The sequence below is a fragment of the Winogradskyella tangerina genome (assembly GCF_003260205.1).
In the GTDB taxonomy this organism is placed as follows: domain Bacteria; phylum Bacteroidota; class Bacteroidia; order Flavobacteriales; family Flavobacteriaceae; genus Winogradskyella; species Winogradskyella tangerina.
In genome coordinates this window covers 283,781-303,352 of record NZ_QERF01000001.1, presented here as the reverse complement: position 1 = coordinate 303,352, position 19,572 = coordinate 283,781, and the positions used below count along the sequence as shown (strand labels likewise).

The window sequence follows — 19,572 nt, the reverse complement described above, 5'->3', positions numbered from 1 at the left end:
AGATACTGGTATTTGTAAAATTTTGAAAGTATAGTTTGAATTTTCAGCAGTTATGAGCATAAAAAAATCCGAGCCTAAACTCGGATTTTTTGATTAATAGCACATTGGTTTAAGCTACACATTTTGAAACTGTTTCAATAGCATTTACTTGAACCTTGAAAATAGGTTTCAAGAACCTTGCCAATTGATCAAATTCTATCAAAAAAGCATCATGTCCATGAATAGATTTTATTTCATGAATGGTAACGTTTTCCTTTACAGCCTTTAATTCTACATAGGTATTCCAGTTTTCTTCTGGCTTAAAAAATAAGTCAGAATTTATGGTTACCAGATGAATACACGACTTGATCTTGGAGGCTACCTCTAAGAAGTCACCACGATCCTCACAAATATCGATGGTTCGCAAAATTTGATTCATCATTTTGTATGCAGAAAGATTAAATCGATTCGTTAAGGTATTCCCGTGATGGTTCAACCATGATTCAATATTGAACAATGTCGATTCCCTTTTTGTTCTTTGAAACTTTTGCGTCAATGATTCTGGTGTACGGTAAAGGGTCATCGCATGCATTCTGGCATCAGCCAATGGTCGATTTGAATGGTTCAAAATGGCGTCCTGTATATGACAGTTTGCAATTAACCAATCTGTAGATTTCCAATCGGTTGCTACCGGAATTAAATGCTGAATTAAATTTGGTTTAAGGGCTGCTAATTCCCAGGCAATACCGCCTCCAACAGAGCCGCCAATAACGGCGAATAGTTGCTTAACGTCTAACTCTTCTAGTCCCAAACTGAAAAGTTCTGCAATATTTCTAGCGTTGAAATCCTTATAATTTTCAATTAAATTTTCAGGATTATTATCATAGCCATTACCAGGAATATTAAACGCAAGTATCGTATATTCATTGGTGTCTATACATTTCTGATCGCCAATTAAATCATTCCACCAGCCCTTTTCACCAATAACATTAGAGTTGCCAGTAAGGGCATGGATTACGAGCACAATTGGTGCTTCGGCAAGTGGTAAACCAAATGTCTGATAGGACAATCCAATATCTTTTACCTCACCATTTTTTAGCTGGTATTTTGAAATTGTGATATGTTTTAATGCACTCATTTTAATTGTTTTCAATAATTGTATTGCTTTTCTACAGCGATAGAAACTGGTGTGGCGTTCTGAAGATTATCTCTAACAGGGCACCGATCTTCAACAATCTGTAGCCATTTGGTTAGAGTTTCAATGTCTGCATCAGTGTCTGGAATAAGATGTAGTTTGATGTTTTTAAATCCGGCACGATCTTTATCGGATGTTCCTAAAAAGCGATCAGGATTTAATTCTCCATTGACTTCAATCTTTAAACTGTTAATCGTAAATCCTAATTCCTTAGCAACGACATGACCTACGACATTGATACATCCTGCAAAGCCTGCAAGAATATATTCTACTGGATTTGGATAATCGTCCGTTCCGCCAAGAGCTTCAGGCTCGTCTACAGTTAAAGTAAACTGTCTGGTATTACCTATAAACTTCGTTTCGGATGAACTTTCACCCGAAATTTTAAATTCTAAATAACTCATTTTCTTAAAAATTTTGATGAAAACAGATGCCTCCTTTACAAGGCACCTGTTTCTAACTAAACAACACTAACAAAGGCTAATTTTGAAGTTCTTTTTGTTGTTTTAAAACGGCAAAAGACTCCTTAAGATCAGCTTTGAGATCATCAATATTTTCAATACCTACGGAGAGGCGAATGAGGTCCTTGGTAACACCTGTGCTTTCTTGTGCTTCATCACTTAATTGCTGATGTGTGGTACTTGCGGGATGTATAATTAGAGACTTCGTATCTCCAATATTTGCTAATAATGAGAACAACTTAGTTGTATCGGCGATTGTTTTGGCCGCGTCATAACCACCATCAACTCCAAAAGTTACAATTCCACTTTGACCATTTGGTAAGTATTTATCTGCTAAATGCTTATAAGCACTAGTCTCTAATCCTGGGTAATTTACCCAATTCACCTCTGGTTGTTCTTGCAACCATTTGGCTAACTCGAGAGCGTTTTCACTGTGTTTTTTAATACGGAGTTCTAGCGTTTCTAACCCTTGTATAATTTGAAAAGCATTAAACGGACTTAATGCACCGCCGTAATCTCTTAACCCTTCAATTCTGATTTTGGCAATAAAGGCTGCTGCTTCCAAAGCTTCGCTATAAACCAATCCGTGATATCCAGGTGATGGTTCTGTAAATTCTGGGAATTTACCATTTGTCCAGTCAAAAGTACCGGCATCAATAATCACACCTCCAAGTGCGGTACCATTTCCGTTTATGTACTTTGTTAGAGAGTGAATTACAATATTAGCGCCATGCTCTATTGGGTTAAGCAAGTAAGGTGTCGCCACGGTATTATCTACTATTAGTGGCACCTTGTAGGCTTTAGCTTCTTTTGAAATTGCCTCGATATCTAAAACATCTAGTTTCGGATTCCCAAGGGATTCAATAAAGAAGGCTCTGGTATTTTCTTGAGCAGCTCTATTGAAATTTTCTGGGTTTGAAGGATCAACAAAAGTGGTTGTAATACCATGTCGTGGTAAGGTTACACTCAACAAATTGTAGGTTCCACCATACAAGCTATTTGAAGCCACAATATGGTCTCCGGCTTTTAAAAGTGTGAGTAATGACGTGGCTATAGCTGAGGTCCCTGAGGCCGTAACAACAGCAGCAATACCACCTTCTAATGCAGCTAAGCGCTGTTCTAAAATGTCGTTTGTTGGGTTGTTAATTCTGGTATAAATATTACCAGTTTCGGCTAAGGCGAAAAGATTAGCAGCGTGATCAGAATCGTTAAAAACATACGCTGTAGATTGATAAATTGGAACAGCTCTCGTTCCTCCATTGCTTTGAACATCGTGTCCGGCGTGCAACGCTTTGGTTGCGAATTTTTGTGTACTCATTTTTCTAGTTTTTTGAGTTAAAATAAATTAAACCAAAAGTCAAATAAACTCCTTTTTAGAAGCGTACTTAATAGAAAAATGTTATAAGAATATGCTAATTACAGATGAGTAATTAGTCTTTAGTTATCTATCCGAACTTGCAAAAAATGACCTGCGCATTCAAGTAGAATTTAGCACCTTCTCAGTAAATCTGAGGGTTGCTAAGGCTTCACCGGGTCTATTCCCTCCACCTTTCTTGATAACATTTCAGTAAGTGTTTTGAACTTTGTCTGTACAAATATTGCGTCACAAAAATTTAAAATCCAAATTTATTTTCATTTTTATGCATTTTTTATGAAAATGGAAAAATTATGTTAGAAAAATTACAAAATCCTAAATATCAGATTAATAATCACCTAGATATTATTGCGCTTCAGGTACTTAGCCTTAATAATATCGGCAACAGATTTGTTTTCAATCTTACTTTCTAACCATGAAATAATATCTAAATAAAGGAAGGATCGGCGTTCGTATGGATGATCTTCGTGTACCTTGAGTTGCTCGGCTAATTCCTTAAATGCATTTTTTAGATCGTGAGGATAAATGTCTTGTAAACCACGAATAAATTTGATCATTTCTTTTTGTACCTCATGCAAATCGTTCATCTTTATCAGGAACTTATAGGTGCTTCTGAGCAAGGATTCAAGATGGTAGTCTAACCCAGCTTCATAGTGCGCTACTAAATTCAAAACTCTAGAGAAACAGAGGAGATCTTCACGCATTGAAAGGGATTTATTTGAAATGATTTTGTCGAGATATTTTATACAGGCTTTGTTATTTCCCGATCCAAATTCGAGGCTTGCAAATTTGTAGTAAAAGATAGCTTTATGGTGTGGATCTATTCGATCTTCATAGTCTACAAGCTCCCTTTCGATCTTCGGAATTAATGCTAAACCTTCCTCAAAACTTCCGTCGATAAAATGTTGATTAATGCTATGGAAGTTGGTGTATAAGAATACTAAGGTTGCAACATTTTCGTCTTTAATAAACTTAGGATTATTCACTGTGGCTTTGAAATCATCGAGCTTTTCAACAAATTTATCCTTGTTTCTCAGGAAAAAAATTGACTCCAGTAAATAGTTGTTTCCTTTCAGAAAAAATACCGGATTCACATTGATCATTTTTGGATATTGATAAAACAGATCCACCCATTTTGAAGCGTAGCGATAACTATTCAAAAAATCTTGCAACAGAAGATTATACCACAGATGAGCCTTGCAGTACCAAAGTTTTTCTCTAAAGCCAAGGCGCTTGTTTTTAATACCTGGAAGCCGGTTATTAAAATACTTTGTGACTTCCGTCGCCTCTTCCTCATTCTTTACATAACCAGATTTCAGAATGATGCTATAAAGCTGAAGCGATAAATTAGACAGTTTACTAGCAATAACATTTTGTGTACTGAGATCTCTCGCTTGAATGGCCAATTCGTCAGCCCTCGTACTAATACTTCTGGTGATATATTGCGATTCAATAATTTTCTCAAGTTCAACAATCTCGAAGGCCATATTTTTTTCTTCATAAACGATGGCTAACTCCTTCGCTTTATCCAAAATTTTCAGACTTTGTTTATACAAACCCTTGTGATATAAAATTGAAGCAAAATCCAATTGCTCTCTAATTTGCGAGCGCACATTTTGGTGAGATGGATTGAGTTTAAGACTGATCAAGATTTGTTTGTATAAATGGGCTTTAACGTTAGCGAGCTGCTGTTTTTTGACAATTCCACTTTTTAAAATTGCAGTTTCATTATAGACTTTAGACTTGTCTAAAAGATTAAACAAATTCAGAAATTTCGAATCGGTATTTACCCCTAATCTTCCTACGTAGAGTTTAAATTGGCGTTTCTCTGATTTCGTAAGAGATTTCACCAATGAAAATAAGTTATCTTTTTGCCCTTTAGTTGTCAACGAAAAATAGGTATATATAATTGAAAATCAATGCATTAACATGTAAATTTGGATTTGAACATCGTAAAAACAAATTGTAGCTAAAAATATTGAGGATTTCAAGGTATAAATTCGTAAGACAATACTAATCTATATTTTGATAAATGGCAAATACCAATATTCAAATTTTTGATACAACACTTCGAGATGGCGAGCAAGTCCCTGGCTGTAAGTTAAATACAGAACAAAAGGTTGTGATCGCTGAGCAACTAGATACGCTAGGTGTGGATGTGATTGAAGCAGGATTTCCGGTGTCTAGTCCAGGTGATTTTAAATCGGTTGAGGCGATATCTAAAATTGTAAAAAATGCCACAGTTTGCGGATTAACGCGTTCGGTGGAAAATGATATTAAAGTGGCCGCCGAAGCATTGAAATATGCAGCAAAACCTAGAATCCACACAGGAATTGGTACCTCAGATTCACATATCGTTCATAAGTTTAAATCAACACGCGAAGATATTTTAGATCGTGCCTATGCTGCCGTTAAATATGCAAAGTCCTTCGTTGAGGATGTGGAATTTTATGCTGAAGACGCTGGTAGAACAGACAATGATTATTTGGCTAGAGTATGCGAGATGGCGATAAAAGCAGGTGCAACGGTTTTAAATATTCCGGATACGACAGGCTATTGTTTGCCTCACGAGTATGGTGCGAAAATTAAATACCTGAAGGAAAATGTAAAAGGCATTGAAAAGGCAATTTTATCATGTCATTGCCATAACGACTTAGGGCTTGCAACCGCCAATTCTATCGAAGGGGTTATTAATGGTGCACGTCAGATTGAATGTACTATTAACGGTATCGGTGAGCGTGCAGGTAATACAGCATTGGAAGAAGTAGTGATGATTTTAAAGCAGCATCCATATTTGAATTTAGATACAAATATAAACACCTCAATGCTTTACGGAATTAGTCAATTGGTAAGCGATAGTATGGGAATTTATACCCAACCAAATAAAGCCATAGTTGGCGCTAATGCCTTTGCTCATAGTTCAGGGATTCATCAGGATGGTGTTATAAAAAATCGTGAAACTTATGAGATCATCGACCCTAAAGATGTTGGTGTTACGGAATCTGCGATTGTTCTTACGGCTCGTAGCGGTAGAGCAGCCTTAGCTTACAGAGCCAAGAAAGTCGGCTATGATCTTACCAAATTACAGCTTGATGAGGTCTATGCTAATTTCTTGAGTTTCGCAGATAAAAAGAAAGAAATTGATGATAGCGATATTCATCAAATTATTGAAACTAGTAATGTCTATCAGCAAATTATTTCAGCATAGATGAGCAAGAAAACATTATTTGATAAAGTCTGGGATGCACATGTGGTCAGCAGTATTGAGAACGGGCCACAGATACTATACATCGATAGGCATTTAATACACGAAGTTACGAGTCCGCAAGCTTTCAATGAATTGGAAAATCGCGGAATTCCTATTTTTAGACCTGAGCAGATCGTTGCGACGGCAGATCATAATACACCAACACTAAACCAGGATCAGCCAATTAAAGACGCTTTATCTAGAAAGCAACTAGAACAGCTTTCAGAAAATTGCAAGAAGAATAATATAACATTATATGAGTTAGGCCATAAATATAATGGAATTGTACATGTTATGGCTCCAGAATTAGGAATCACGCAACCTGGTATTACCATGGTTTGTGGTGACAGTCATACGTCGACGCATGGCGCTTTTGGAGCCATTGCCTTTGGAATAGGTACAAGCCAAGTGGCTCAGGTTTTTGCCAGTCAATGCTTGTTGCTTAAAAAACCAAAAAGTTTAAGGGTTACCGTAAACGGGAAATTGAAAAAAGGCGTACTTCCAAAGGATGTGATTTTGTATATCATTTCAAAATTAGGAACCAATTCTGGGACAGGATATTTCTGTGAATATGCTGGTGATGTTGTTGAAAATATGAGTATGGAAGGCCGAATGACCGTCTGTAATATGAGTATTGAAATGGGTGCTCGTGGCGGCATGATAGCACCAGATGAAACTACTTTTGAATATATCAAAGGACGAAAGTTTGCCCCTCAAGGTGAAGCCTTTGAAAAGAAAGTTGCTTATTGGAAAACTTTGCCTTCAGATGAGGGTGCTGTTTTCGATAAGGAATACACTTTCGATGCAGCAGATATTGAGCCAATGGTGACCTATGGAACCAATCCTGGAATGGGAATTAAAATCACTGAATCAATCCCAGTTGAAGACAACGCTTCTTTTCAGAAGTCGTTAAAATACATGGATTTCAAAGCTGGTGAAAGCCTTATAGATAAACCAATAAACTATGTTTTTATCGGGAGTTGTACCAATTCGAGAATAGAAGATTTTAGAGTCGCTGCCGAATATATTAAAGGCAAACAAAAGGCAGACAATGTTACGGCTTGGTTAGTGCCAGGAAGTAAACAAGTGGAGGCGCAAATTATTGAGGAAGGCCTTAAAGCCATTTTTGATGAAGCCGGATTTGAATTACGTCAACCAGGATGCTCTGCATGTTTGGCCATGAATGATGATAAAATTCCTCAAGGCGAATACTGTGTGTCGACATCAAATAGAAATTTTGAAGGACGCCAAGGTCAGGGTTCAAGAACAATACTTGCTAGTCCATTAGTCGCAGCTGCAACAGCAGTTGAAGGAAAAATTATTGATATTACTAAACACTTAAATTGATGGAGAAGTTTACAACATTAAGATCTAATGCGATTCCATTAAATATTGAGAATGTAGATACAGATCAAATTATTCCGGCACGTTTTTTAAAAGCTACAGATAAAAAGGGTTTCGGTGATAATGTGTTTAGAGATTGGCGTTTTCACAAGGATGGATCGGTGAATTCAGATTTTGTCTTGAATGATGCTACCTATTCAGGAAGTATCCTAGTAGCAGGTGATAACTTTGGTTGTGGTTCGAGTAGAGAACATGCGGCTTGGGCCATTGTAGGTTATGGCTTTAAGGTGGTAGTTTCAAGTTTTTTTGCTGACATTTTCAAGGGTAATGCATTAAATAACGGGTTGCTTCCTGTGCAAGTTTCAGAATCGTTTTTAAGTGACTTGTTCAGTGAAATTGCGTCCAATCCACAGACAGAAATTGAAGTGAATCTAGAAGATCAGGTGATTTCGGTAGTTGGTAAATCTATTGCGGAGACTTTCGAAATAGACGCCTACAAAAAAACCTGCCTTATCAATGGATATGACGATATAGACTATTTGATCAACAATAAAGAATTAATTGAAGCTTTTGAAGCGCAACGAACATACTAACTAAGATTAAGAATGAAATTAAATATAGCAGTATTACCAGGAGATGGTATTGGGCCAGAGGTTACTAATCAGGCTGTAAAAGCATTAAAAGCGATTGCCGCCGAGTTTAATCACCATTTTGTTTTCACAACAGCAGACGTTGGTGCCATTGCCATTGATAATCATAAGGATCCTTTACCAGATGCAACATTGGATATTTGTAAAGCTAATGATGCCATTTTATTCGGCGCTATTGGTCATCCAAAATACGATAATGATCCGTCGGCAAAAGTAAGACCAGAACAAGGGTTGCTTAAACTTAGGAAAGAATTGGGTCTATTTGCTAATATCAGACCAGTAAAGGCTTACCAGACGTTGTTAGACAAGTCGCCACTAAAAAAACATATCATTGAAGGTACAGACATTAGTATTTACAGAGAGCTTACTGGTGGGATTTATTTCGGTGAAAAACATTTAAGTGAAGATGGTAATTCCGCTTCAGATCTTTGTGCATATTCAAAAGAAGAAATTGAGCGTATTGCGCATTTGGCTTTCAAGGCTGCTGAAAATAGAAACCATAAAGTCACTCTAGTAGATAAGGCAAATGTTCTCGAAAGTTCGAGATTATGGAGACGTGTGGTCACCGAGATTTCAGAACAATATTCAGAGGTAGAATTAGACTTTTTATTTGTGGATAATGCGGCCATGCAAATGATCCTCAATCCAAAACAATTTGATGTAATTCTTACGGAAAATATGTTTGGTGATATTATCAGTGATGAAGCCAGTGTTATTGGTGGATCCATTGGTTTGTTAGCTTCAGCCTCTGTTGGAGAGAAATATGCCATGTTCGAACCTATACATGGATCCTATCCTCAAGCTACAGGTAAAGGTATAGCCAATCCGATTGCATCGATACTCTCTGCTGCTATGTTGCTAGAGCATTTTGAATTATTTAGTGAAGCTGAATTGTTGAGATTAGCCGTAGAAAAATCCTTGAAATTAGATATTTCAACACCCGATGTTAATACCAAGTACGATAATGTTACTACAACAAGAGTAGGTGAATTTATAGAAGATTTTATTTACAACCCAAAAGATAAAAATATTAACTTTACAAATATACATTTGGGACAATCTACAATCATTTAAATTCATGCCAACAGAGCCAAAACTGAAGCGTTTTAATCAAAACGTTTTATCAAAATATAGGATATACAACAGTATATTCATGACCTTGCCATTCGATACTTTATCTAAAACCGTGGCCTTACTGCCATTATTTTATGATACATGTAAAGATGGATTTGAACGTCATGAAGATCCGACAACAATTGTCAATACCTTTTTCAAGAAATATCAGGCGAGACGTTCTGAGCAAAGTCAGATCAATCTCTTGTTTCGTTTTATTCAGTATATAGAACGACAAGTAGTACTATTTGATGCCGTAGAAGATGCCGCTTTTTCAGTGGTGAATAACATGGAAGGTATCGGTACATTGAGAAGTTTGAAAGAAAATGCACAAGCAGATCATAAGACTGAGTTGTTACAAGAATATCTTGAAGCTTTCAAAGTTCGAATTGTTTTAACCGCGCATCCAACGCAGTTCTATCCAGGTGCAGTTTTAGGTATTATTACTGATCTGGCAGAAGCGATTAAAGTGGATAATCTGGTTGAAATTAATTCACTTTTAGGGCAACTAGGTAAGACGCCTTTCTTCAAAGATAAAAAGCCGACACCATATGATGAGGCCGTAAATCTAATTTGGTATTTGAAAAACGTTTTCTACCATTCATTTGGAGGGATTTATGATTATGTTCAGCAAAATATATTTGACGATCAAGAAATTGATAATTCTCTGATTAATATCGGATTTTGGCCAGGAGGAGATCGAGATGGTAATCCATTTGTAACGCCACAAATTACGCTCGATGTCGCCAGAAAACTAAAAGAATCTATAATTAAATGTTATATCAAAGACGTAAAGTATTTAAGACGCCGATTAACATTTAGAGGCATTAGAGAACGCATCATTGACATTAATCACAGATTACACAATACACTTTTACACAAGGAAGCTTCAAGTCGAATTTCATTAGAGGAATTCAGAAAGGAACTTTTCGACATAAGAAATATTCTTATCGAGCAGCACCAATCACTATTTGTTGATAAGGTGACCACCTTAATCAATCGTACCACATTGTTTGGTTATCACTTTGCGAGTTTAGACATTCGTCAAGATAGCCGCGTCCACGATGCTATGTTTAGAGCCTTAGTGAAAGAATTAATCGCTAATGGAAATGATACATTCCCTGCAGACTTCTTCGAATTACCACTGAAAGCACAGTTGAAACATTTATCTGAGGTATCTGGTGTCATTGAAGATGTTGAATTTAAAGACGAGATGGCAATCAATATAGTTGAAACTATAAGAGCCATGAAAACCATTCAGGATAAAAATGGTGAGATTGCTTGTAACCGATACATAATCAGTAATAATCAGACTACATTGAATGTTCTGCAGTTGTTTGCTATGTTAAAAATAATAGCATTTGGCGATGATTTAACTGCTGACGTAGTGCCATTATTTGAGACAGTTACTGATCTCGAGGCATCACCAAGCGTGATGGAAGAGCTGTATACAAACCCTGTTTATCGCAAACATTTAGAAGCCCGTGGCAACCGTCAAACCATTATGCTAGGATTTAGTGATGGTACAAAAGATGGTGGATATCTTATGGCGAATTGGGGAATTTTTAGAGCGAAGGAAGCGCTAACAGAATTATCGCGCAAATACGATATCGACGTTATATTTTTCGACGGTAGAGGTGGACCACCAGCACGTGGCGGCGGGAAAACTCATCAGTTCTATGCATCGCTTGGACCAACTGTTGAGGATAAAGAAATTCAATTGACCATTCAGGGGCAAACCATTAGTTCTAATTTCGGAACAATAGATTCGTCTCAATATAATATGGAGCAATTAATTAGTTCAGGGATCTCTAATCGATTGAATGATAAAAATCTTGAAATGCGAGGCGAGGATAAAGAGGTTATGGACAAATTAGCTAGCTTGAGTTATGATACTTATGTGAATTTCAAAAAGCATCCAAAATTCCTATCATATTTGGAACATATGAGTACGCTAAAATATTATGCAAAGACCAATATTGGAAGTAGACCATCAAAACGTGGTAAGTCGGAAGGTTTGGTATTTGCAGACCTAAGAGCTATTCCTTTTGTAGGTTCTTGGAGTCAGCTTAAGCAAAACGTTCCTGGTTTTTATGGCGTAGGAACAGCATTGAAATATTACGAAGATCGTGGTGAGTTTGAAAAAGTTCAGCATTTATATCAGGAGTCGCGATTCTTTAGAGCACTTATTGCAAATAGTATGATGTCTCTGTCAAAATCGTTTTTCAACTTAACAAGATACATGTCTGAAGACCCAGAGTATGGGGAATTTTGGACAACCATTTACACGGAATACGAAACGACAAAGCGCCTTATTTTGAAACTCACTGGTTTTAAGGAATTGATGGAAGATGAGTTGGTAGCAAAAGCATCGATCGCTGTAAGAGAATCTATTGTTTTGCCATTATTGACGATTCAGCAATATGCCTTAAAGAAAATTCAAGAGCTTGAAAAAGCCGAGGTAAGAGACGAAGAGAAGATCAGAATCTTTGAAAAAATGGTAACAAGATCGCTCTTCGGAAATATTAATGCGAGTAGAAATTCAGCGTAGTAAATTCAATATATTTCGAAACAAAAAACCTCTGGATGTAACACCAGAGGTTTTTTTAACAATTCAATTTAAAAAATATGAGAAGTGATTAATGTTCATTCATTCTAAAGTCTGGATACGCATCCATACCATGCTCATAGCCGTCAAGACCTTCAAGTTCTTCTCGTTCAGAAACTCTTATTCCGACAGTTATTTTGAGTACGAAGATTATCACGAAAGACGAGACAATACAAATAGCAGCATAACATCCAACACCTATAAGTTGACTTACAAATTGTGCGCCACCGGCCAATTCTCCAAACATACCAACAGCTAGTGTTCCCCAGATTCCGCAAATGAGGTGTACTGCGATTGCACCTACAGGATCATCTAGTTTAAGTCTGTCAATTAAAGAGACAGCAAATACAATTAGTGCCCCAGCAATACCACCAATGATTATGGCATCGGTTGGGCTCATTTGATCCGCTCCAGCAGTAATTCCTACCAGACCACCCAGGATACCATTAAGGAACATGGTTAGATCAAGATTTTTATAAATTAAGGATGAAACAAGTGCTGAAATAACACCACCTGCAGCAGCAGCAAGACAAGTTGTTACCAATGTAAGTGAAGTTAATGAAGGGTCAGCTGATAAAACAGAACCGCCATTAAATCCAAACCAGCCTAACCATAAAATAAGTACACCGGCTGTAGCTAGTGGAATATTATGTCCTGGAATGGCTTGAATTTTCCCATCCTTGAATTTTCCAATTCTAGCACCTAAAAGACAAACAGCAACAAGAGCTGCCCAGCCACCAACAGAGTGAACAAGTGTAGATCCGGCAAAATCGTAAAATGGAGTTTCTAATGTTTGTAAAAACCCTCCACCCCATTTCCAAGAACCTGCAATTGGGTAAACAATACCTACGTATAAAATTGTAAAAATCATAAATGGACCAATTTTAATACGCTCTGCTACAGCTCCTGAAACGATAGTAGCTGCGGTTGCGGCAAACATCCCTTGAAATAAGAAATCTGTCCAATAAGTGTAGCCTTCATTGTAAGCTAGGTCTAATGTACCTGCCTCAGTCAGTGGGGCCTCTAGACCAAATCCTGCAAATCCAAGAAATCCATTAAATTCACCAGGATACATTAAGTTAAATCCAACTAGGCAATAGAGTAGAAGTCCTACTGTAATTATAAAAATGTTTTTAAATAAAATGTTAATTGTATTTTTTTGTCTTGTTAATCCAATCTCTAAAAATGCAAAACCTAAGTGCATAAAAAAGACTAGAGCTGTACAGATCATCATCCATACGTTATTTGTAGTTAATAATTCCATAAGTTTTTATTTTAAAGTTTGACCTCCTTTTTCTCCTGTTCTAATTCTGTACACTTCTTCGATGTTTGAAACGAATATTTTTCCGTCACCAACCTCGCCTGTGGCACCAGCTTCTAAAATTGCCTTAATGGTTACCTCTTCAAAATCATCGTTAACAACAATCGATAAATAGCGTCTTTGAATATCACTTGTGCTATAGGTTACACCTCTGTAAACATGTCCTTCTTTCTCATTTCCAAGACCAGTAACATCCCAGTAGGAAAAGAAATTCACGCCAACATTGTGTAAGGCCTCCTTTACTTTAGAAAATTTGGATTTTCTAATAATTGCTTCAACTTTCTTCATTGTATTTAGTATTATTAGTTAGAATTTATATACTGCAGCTAATAAGAACGACCCTAAGCTTTTCGTTGCGGCCAAGTCATTGTCTATAAAAGCGTTATCAGAAGCACTATCTAATCTGATTTCCGGTTTAATAATTAAATCTTCTTCAATAGTGAAATTTCCAGTTAATGTAGCTGTGAAAACGCTAGAGTCTGCTACGCCAGTTCCAATAGCGCCGAAGTTTTCATCTTCTGCGAAGTATTCTGCTCTTAGTCCTAAAGCAAAAGTATCAGAAACTGTGTATTGTGGGTATAAAGCTGCACCCATGAAACCACCAGCATCATCTTCAAGACTAAGATAAGCGGCATTTATTCCTAAGAAAAAGTCATCAGAAATATTAAAACCACCTGTGTAGTCGATTTCAAAGAATGATGGATCATATAGAACATTCAAGAATTGATCCTTGTATCCTAATTGAGCTCCGGCAGCATAATCTCCCGTTGGGTTAAACTCAGTAAGATCTGTATCATTAAATACCCCAACCATAATACTAAAGTCCTCAGAAACTGCGAAGTCTGCTTTTAACCCTGTGTGGCTAAACGGTCCGTAAGAAAACAAATAAGATGTACTGTAGTTAAAGTTGGCCACTGGTGAAATAACTTCATAACCTAAAAAGGTATTGAAGTTACCAATTGTTAATGTTACAGTCTCGCTAACATTCCAATAGGCGTAAAGCTGATTTACAATATCACCTGTTGCCGAATACATTGGTGAAGCAAAAATGGCATCTGTACCTCTTGGTCCAAATACTAAGTCAGCAACAAATCCAATCTTCTCACCTTCATAAGATGCAATAACATTTGCCATACCAAGAGCAAAACCTGGTAAATTAGCAAATGAAGATCCTGGAGCAATTGCGTTCTCATCATTAGGAGCAGTAATATTAGCTCTGTAGTAAGCATCTATACTACCGCTAAAACTAAATCCTTTCTTTTCTTCTTTTTCTTCTTCTTGGGCATATAAACTAAATGCCATTAAGAACATTAATAGTGTAAAAATTTTTTTCATAGTTCTTCTTGTTTAAAAAGTTAGTTAGTGACCAAAACTATTTTAATTTATTTAATACCCCCAAAAAAATAGGGTAATAAATATCATTTTTATGAATATCATATTTTAGACCCCAAAATTTTGGGGGTTAAATTATTTTATGCTGTTTTTTTGGAAAATTGATAATGAAGAAATTCAATAATATTCAAGATTTTGGCTCTTATGTTGAATTATTATCAGAAAAAACTCATTTTCGAAAACGTTTTCGTAAAAATTGTCAATATTCATTGCGGAAAAATTTATTGTGAGATTTGTAATTTATCGCCGTTTTATTGATGATTTATCATTAAAATCACGCATAATTATGGATTTGGAAAAAGTGATTTGGCTTTTTTTCTAATAGAATTCTTGACTATATATTAGTGATGAATTAGGGGTTGAAATTCCCTTAAAATTTTAGGAATTATGCTGAAGAAACAAGGTCTTTATTTACCAGAATTTGAACACGATAATTGCGGCGCTGGATTTATATGTAGTCTTACCGGACAACGCTCAAACGACATTATTCATAAAGCACTAGAAATTTTAGTGAAATTAGAACATCGTGGTGCGGTTAGTGCCGATGGTGTTACCGGCGATGGTGCCGGAATTTTAATCGATATTCCCCACAACTTTTTCAAAATATTTTGCGAGTTCCAATTGCCCAAAGCTGGGCAATATGCTGTAAGTAATGTTTTCTTGCCAAGAAAAGAAAATCAGCGCAAATATTGCATTGATGTTTTTGAAACCGAGATCAAAAATCAAGGATTACAGTTATTAGGATGGAGAGACGTACCCGTTAATAGTGATGTGCTTGGTGAAATTGCCAAAACTACAGAGCCATTTGTAAAGCAAGTATTTATTGGTAAAGCCACCGAAGATCAAACTGATAAAGAATTCAACCTTAAATTATTTGCAGCACGTAAAATTGCTGAGCATACTATATATAATTCTAGGTTATCAGAATCTCAATTCTTTTACTTACCTAGTTTATCTACTAAGGTCATTATTTTTAAAGGTTTATTGAAACCAGAACATATCAACGAGTACTATCTCGATCTTTTCAACTCTGCATTAGACACAAGATTAGCATTAGTTCATCAGCGTTTTTCTACCAATACCTTTCCAACTTGGGATTTGGCGCAGCCATTCAGATATATATGTCACAACGGAGAGATCAACACTTTAAGAGGTAATGTTTCACGAATGTTCTCGCGCGAAGAGATCATGAAAAGTGAAGCCTTCGGCGATGATATAAAAAAGATCATCCCAACCGTTCTGAAAGGAAAATCAGATTCGGCAACCTTAGATATGGTGGTCGAATTACTTCTAATGACAGGTCGTTCTTTGCCCGAAGCCATGATGATGTTGGTACCCGAAGCCTGGGAGAAAAACCCAAATATGTCCGATGCTAAACGCGCGTTCTACGAATATAATTCTTGTGTGATGGAACCATGGGATGGCCCTGCATCCATACCATTTACTGACGGTAATTACATCGGTGCGGTTCTAGACAGAAACGGGTTACGTCCTTCGAGATATACAGTCACGAAAAGTGGAAATGTTATTATGTCTTCTGAAACGGGCGTTGTTGATATTAAGCCTGAAAACGTAGAATATCATGGTCGTCTCGAGCCTGGGAAAATGTTTTTAGTAGATATGAATGAAGGGCGAATCGTGAATGACGAAGAGATCAAGGAAAAGATCGCATCAAAATATCCATATCGTAAATGGCTCGACGAGAATTTAATCCACCTCAAAGATATCTCCGCCAAAAAAGGACCAATTCTTTATGACGAGATCGATCTAAAAAAACGCGAGATCGTTTTTGGTTACACTCATGAAGATATCAACACCATTATCAGACCAATGGCCCAATTGGGGAAAGAACCCATCGGCTCCATGGGGAGCGATACACCAATCGCCGTTTTATCTGAACGACCACAATTGGTTTATAACTATTTCAAACAGTTATTTGCACAGGTAACAAACCCGCCGTTAGATGGTATCCGCGAGGAGTTAATCACCGACATCAGTCTTACTTTAGGTAGCGATGTGAACTTATTCGATATTAATGCTGAGCACTGCAAGAAATTAAAAATTCAAAATCCGGTGATCTCTAAGCACGATTTAGATAAGATCAGAAACTACGATTCAAATCCAGATTTCAAGGTGACTTCAATTTCTATGTTATATGAGGTCAACCGTGGTTTGAACGAATTGGAGATCGCACTAGATAATCTTGTTACAAAGGCTTCAAAAGCGGTAGATCAAGGAACCAATATTATAATTTTATCGGATCGCTATGTTGATGAAAATCATGCGCCAATCCCAGCATTATTGGCTTGCTCGTATGTAAATCATGCACTTCATAAACTAGGAAAACGTTCGCAAGTCAGCATTATAATTGAGTCCGCAGAACCGCGCGAAGTTCATCATTTTGCGCTGTTATTTGGGTTTGGAGCGAGTGCCGTAAATCCGTACATCGTTAATGAGATTGTTCAAAATCAGATCAATACCAATGATGTCACCGATTTAGAATACTTAACCGCCATCAAAAATTATAATAAGGCGATTGGTAAAGGCATTCTGAAGGTGATGAATAAAATTGGTATTTCAACATTAAACTCATACAGAGCCTCACAGTTATTTGAATGTATTGGTATTAATACCGCTACGGTTGAAAAGTACTTTCCAAATACACCAACACGAATTCAGGGCATAGGATTGCGCGAGATCGAGCAGGAAATAGTAAAACGTCACCGACGTGCATTTCAGGTGAATGATACCAATGTCGATATTGAAGTTGGTGGTGATTACCGTTGGAGACGTGGACAAGAAAAGCACATGTTCAATCCTTTAACTGTAGCCAAGCTTCAAGAATCGGTACGTACCAATAAGGCTTCAACCTATAAAGAATACTCTAAACTTGTCAATGATCAATCGAAAAACTTGATGACGATTCGTGGGCTTTTCGAATTTGATCAATTTGACCCAATTCCTTTGGAAGAAGTTGAGTCGTGGACTGAAATCGTTAAACGTTTCAAAACGGGTGCCATGTCTTATGGTTCAATTAGCAAGGAAGCACATGAAAATTTAGCCATTGCCATGAACCGTATTGGAGGTAAATCTAATTCTGGAGAAGGTGGCGAAGATCAAGAACGTTTTTACAAAAGTTCGCAAGGCGATTGGAGAAATTCTGCGATTAAGCAAATTGCATCAGGACGTTTTGGAGTAACCTCCAATTATTTGACCAACGCAAATGAAATTCAAATTAAAATAGCCCAAGGTGCAAAACCTGGTGAAGGTGGCCAATTACCGGGTCCAAAGGTAAATCGGGAAATAGCAAAAACTCGAAATTCTACACCTTATGTTGGTTTAATTTCACCTCCACCACATCACGATATTTATTCAATTGAGGATTTATCTCAATTAATTTACGATGCAAAATCTGCAAAGAGAGAAGCACGAATCAACGTGAAATTGGTTTCTGAAGTGGGCGTAGGAACGGTTGCGGCAGGCGTAGCAAAAGCCAAAGCTGACGTAATTCTAATCTCAGGTTTTGATGGCGGAACAGGTGCCTCTCCATTAACCTCTTTACGACATGCAGGTTTACCATGGGAATTAGGTATCGCCGAAGCACAGCAAACTCTAGTGATGAACGATTTACGAAACCGTGTGATTTTAGAATGTGATGGCCAATTAAAAACGGGTCGTGATGTCGCGATTGCTTGTTTGCTTGGCGCTGAGGAATTCGGATTTGCAACGGCACCTTTGGTGGCTTCAGGATGTATTATGATGCGTGTTTGTCATTTGAATACTTGTCCGGTCGGTATAGCAACTCAAAACCCAGAATTACGAAAGAAATTCAAAGGCAAGCCAGAGCATGTGGTGAATTACATGTATTTCGTAGCTCAAGAATTACGTGAGATCATGGCGAAACTTGGTTTCAGAACGGTCAATGAAATGGTAGGTCAGGTGCAGAAACTAAATCGCAATAAAGCTATCGAACATTATAAAGCTTCAGGCATTGATTTAACACCAATTCTTCATAAGGTTGAGGTGGCAGACGATGTGAAACTCTACAATACAGAACAGCAAGATCATCATTTAGAATCGCATTTAGATTTTCAAATTATAAAAAAAGCACACCAAGCCTTATTCAGAAGACAACGTACCCATTTAGACCTACCAATAACCAATATGGATAGAGCAGTGGGCGCTATTGTAAGCAATGAAATTTCAAAAATTTACGGTGCGAAAGGTCTACCAGAAGATACTATCAATATTGATTTTAGCGGTTCGGCCGGACAAAGTTTTGGCGCATTCACTACCAAAGGCGTTAGCATGACGGTTCACGGCAATACCAATGACTACTTAGGCAAAGGACTTTCGGGAGGGAAATTGATTATCAAGGTTCCTTCAGAAAGTACCATCGTACCAGAAGAAAATATCATCACTGGTAATGTAACACTTTACGGTGCCACAAGTGGTGAGGTCTATATTAATGGAAAAGCTGGTGAACGCTTCTGCGTAAGAAATTCTGGAGCCAAGGCTGTTGTGGAAGGAATTGGTGACCACGGATGCGAATACATGACCGGTGGTGTAGCGGTCATCTTAGGAACTGTGGGGCGAAATTTTGGTGCTGGAATGAGCGGTGGAATAGCCTATGTTTTTGATCCTATAAACACTTTTGAAACTTTCTGTAATTCGGACGACCTGAATATCGATCCGGTTAAATTGGAAGCTGATCAAAAGCAATTGAAGGAATTAATTGAAAACCATTATATCGCAACAACAAGTCCATTAGCAAAGCGCCTCTTGTCAGACTGGGAGAATTATCTTCCGAAGTTTAAGAAAGTGCTTCCTGAAGAGTACAGGCAAGCCTTATTACGATTAGAAAAAGAACAATTAGAAACAGCTTAA

Annotated in this window: 13 protein-coding genes and 1 riboswitch; of the genes, 6 read left to right on the top strand and 7 right to left on the bottom strand. The window is 37.2% G+C overall.

The window, feature by feature from the left end:
* Positions 1–109: 109 nt before the first annotated feature.
* From DDY94_RS01355 to DDY94_RS01340, 4 genes are all read right to left on the bottom strand, one after another.
* On the bottom strand, positions 110–1,117 hold the full coding sequence (locus DDY94_RS01355; RefSeq protein ID WP_111682226.1) for an alpha/beta fold hydrolase: 1,008 nt from the start codon (positions 1,115–1,117) through the stop codon (positions 110–112).
* 11 nt (positions 1,118–1,128) lie between these two features.
* Positions 1,129–1,578 (bottom strand): OsmC family protein, encoded by a 450-nt coding sequence (locus tag DDY94_RS01350; protein WP_111682225.1) that lies wholly within the window; start codon positions 1,576–1,578, stop codon positions 1,129–1,131.
* 76 nt (positions 1,579–1,654) lie between these two features.
* Positions 1,655–2,953, bottom strand: coding sequence for an O-acetylhomoserine aminocarboxypropyltransferase/cysteine synthase family protein (locus tag DDY94_RS01345; protein WP_111682224.1), 1,299 nt, complete (start codon positions 2,951–2,953; stop codon positions 1,655–1,657).
* A 120-nt stretch (positions 2,954–3,073) separates the two neighbouring features.
* Positions 3,074–3,198: riboswitch (SAM riboswitch) on the bottom strand.
* Between the two features lie 150 nt (positions 3,199–3,348).
* The gene (locus tag DDY94_RS01340; RefSeq protein WP_111682223.1) at positions 3,349–4,899 is read right to left on the bottom strand and encodes a hypothetical protein; all 1,551 of its coding nucleotides are present in this window, start codon (positions 4,897–4,899) and stop codon (positions 3,349–3,351) included.
* A gap of 143 nt (positions 4,900–5,042) precedes the next feature.
* On the opposite strand from DDY94_RS01340, the gene DDY94_RS01335 reads away from it, so the two are divergent.
* From DDY94_RS01335 to DDY94_RS01315, 5 genes are read left to right on the top strand one after another with little or no spacing between them, the layout of a single operon-like run.
* On the top strand, positions 5,043–6,218 hold the full coding sequence (locus tag DDY94_RS01335; protein WP_111682222.1) for a 2-isopropylmalate synthase: 1,176 nt from the start codon (positions 5,043–5,045) through the stop codon (positions 6,216–6,218).
* On the top strand, positions 6,219–7,604 hold the full coding sequence (gene leuC, locus DDY94_RS01330) for a 3-isopropylmalate dehydratase large subunit (RefSeq protein ID WP_111682221.1): 1,386 nt from the start codon (positions 6,219–6,221) through the stop codon (positions 7,602–7,604). It abuts the gene before it with no gap.
* Positions 7,604–8,194: a 3-isopropylmalate dehydratase small subunit gene (gene leuD, locus DDY94_RS01325; RefSeq protein ID WP_111682220.1), complete on the top strand. Its 591-nt coding sequence runs from the start codon at positions 7,604–7,606 to the stop codon at positions 8,192–8,194. Before leuC ends, leuD begins: the two co-directional genes overlap by 1 nt.
* 12 nt (positions 8,195–8,206) lie before the next feature.
* Complete coding sequence (gene leuB, locus DDY94_RS01320; protein WP_111682219.1) at positions 8,207–9,325, top strand: 3-isopropylmalate dehydrogenase; 1,119 nt, start codon at positions 8,207–8,209, stop codon at positions 9,323–9,325.
* A gap of 4 nt (positions 9,326–9,329) precedes the next feature.
* On the top strand, positions 9,330–11,915 hold the full coding sequence (locus tag DDY94_RS01315) for a phosphoenolpyruvate carboxylase (RefSeq protein ID WP_111682218.1): 2,586 nt from the start codon (positions 9,330–9,332) through the stop codon (positions 11,913–11,915).
* Positions 11,916–12,003: 88 nt separating this feature from the next.
* Here DDY94_RS01315 and DDY94_RS01310 read toward each other — a convergent pair whose 3' ends face one another.
* The 3 genes from DDY94_RS01310 to DDY94_RS01300 are packed head-to-tail and all read right to left on the bottom strand — an operon-like array spanning position 12,004 to position 14,628.
* Positions 12,004–13,236 (bottom strand): ammonium transporter, encoded by a 1,233-nt coding sequence (locus tag DDY94_RS01310; protein WP_111682217.1) that lies wholly within the window; start codon positions 13,234–13,236, stop codon positions 12,004–12,006.
* A 6-nt stretch (positions 13,237–13,242) separates the two neighbouring features.
* Positions 13,243–13,581: a P-II family nitrogen regulator gene (locus tag DDY94_RS01305; RefSeq protein ID WP_111682216.1), complete on the bottom strand. Its 339-nt coding sequence runs from the start codon at positions 13,579–13,581 to the stop codon at positions 13,243–13,245.
* 18 nt (positions 13,582–13,599) lie between these two features.
* Positions 13,600–14,628 carry an outer membrane beta-barrel protein gene (locus DDY94_RS01300; RefSeq protein WP_111682215.1) on the bottom strand — a complete coding sequence of 343 codons (1,029 nt, stop codon included), beginning with the start codon at positions 14,626–14,628 and terminating at the stop codon, positions 13,600–13,602.
* 444 nt (positions 14,629–15,072) lie between these two features.
* Between DDY94_RS01300 and gltB the strand changes: the two genes are divergently transcribed.
* Entirely contained in the window at positions 15,073–19,572 is a 4,500-nt protein-coding gene (gltB, locus tag DDY94_RS01295; RefSeq protein ID WP_111682214.1) for a glutamate synthase large subunit, read from the top strand.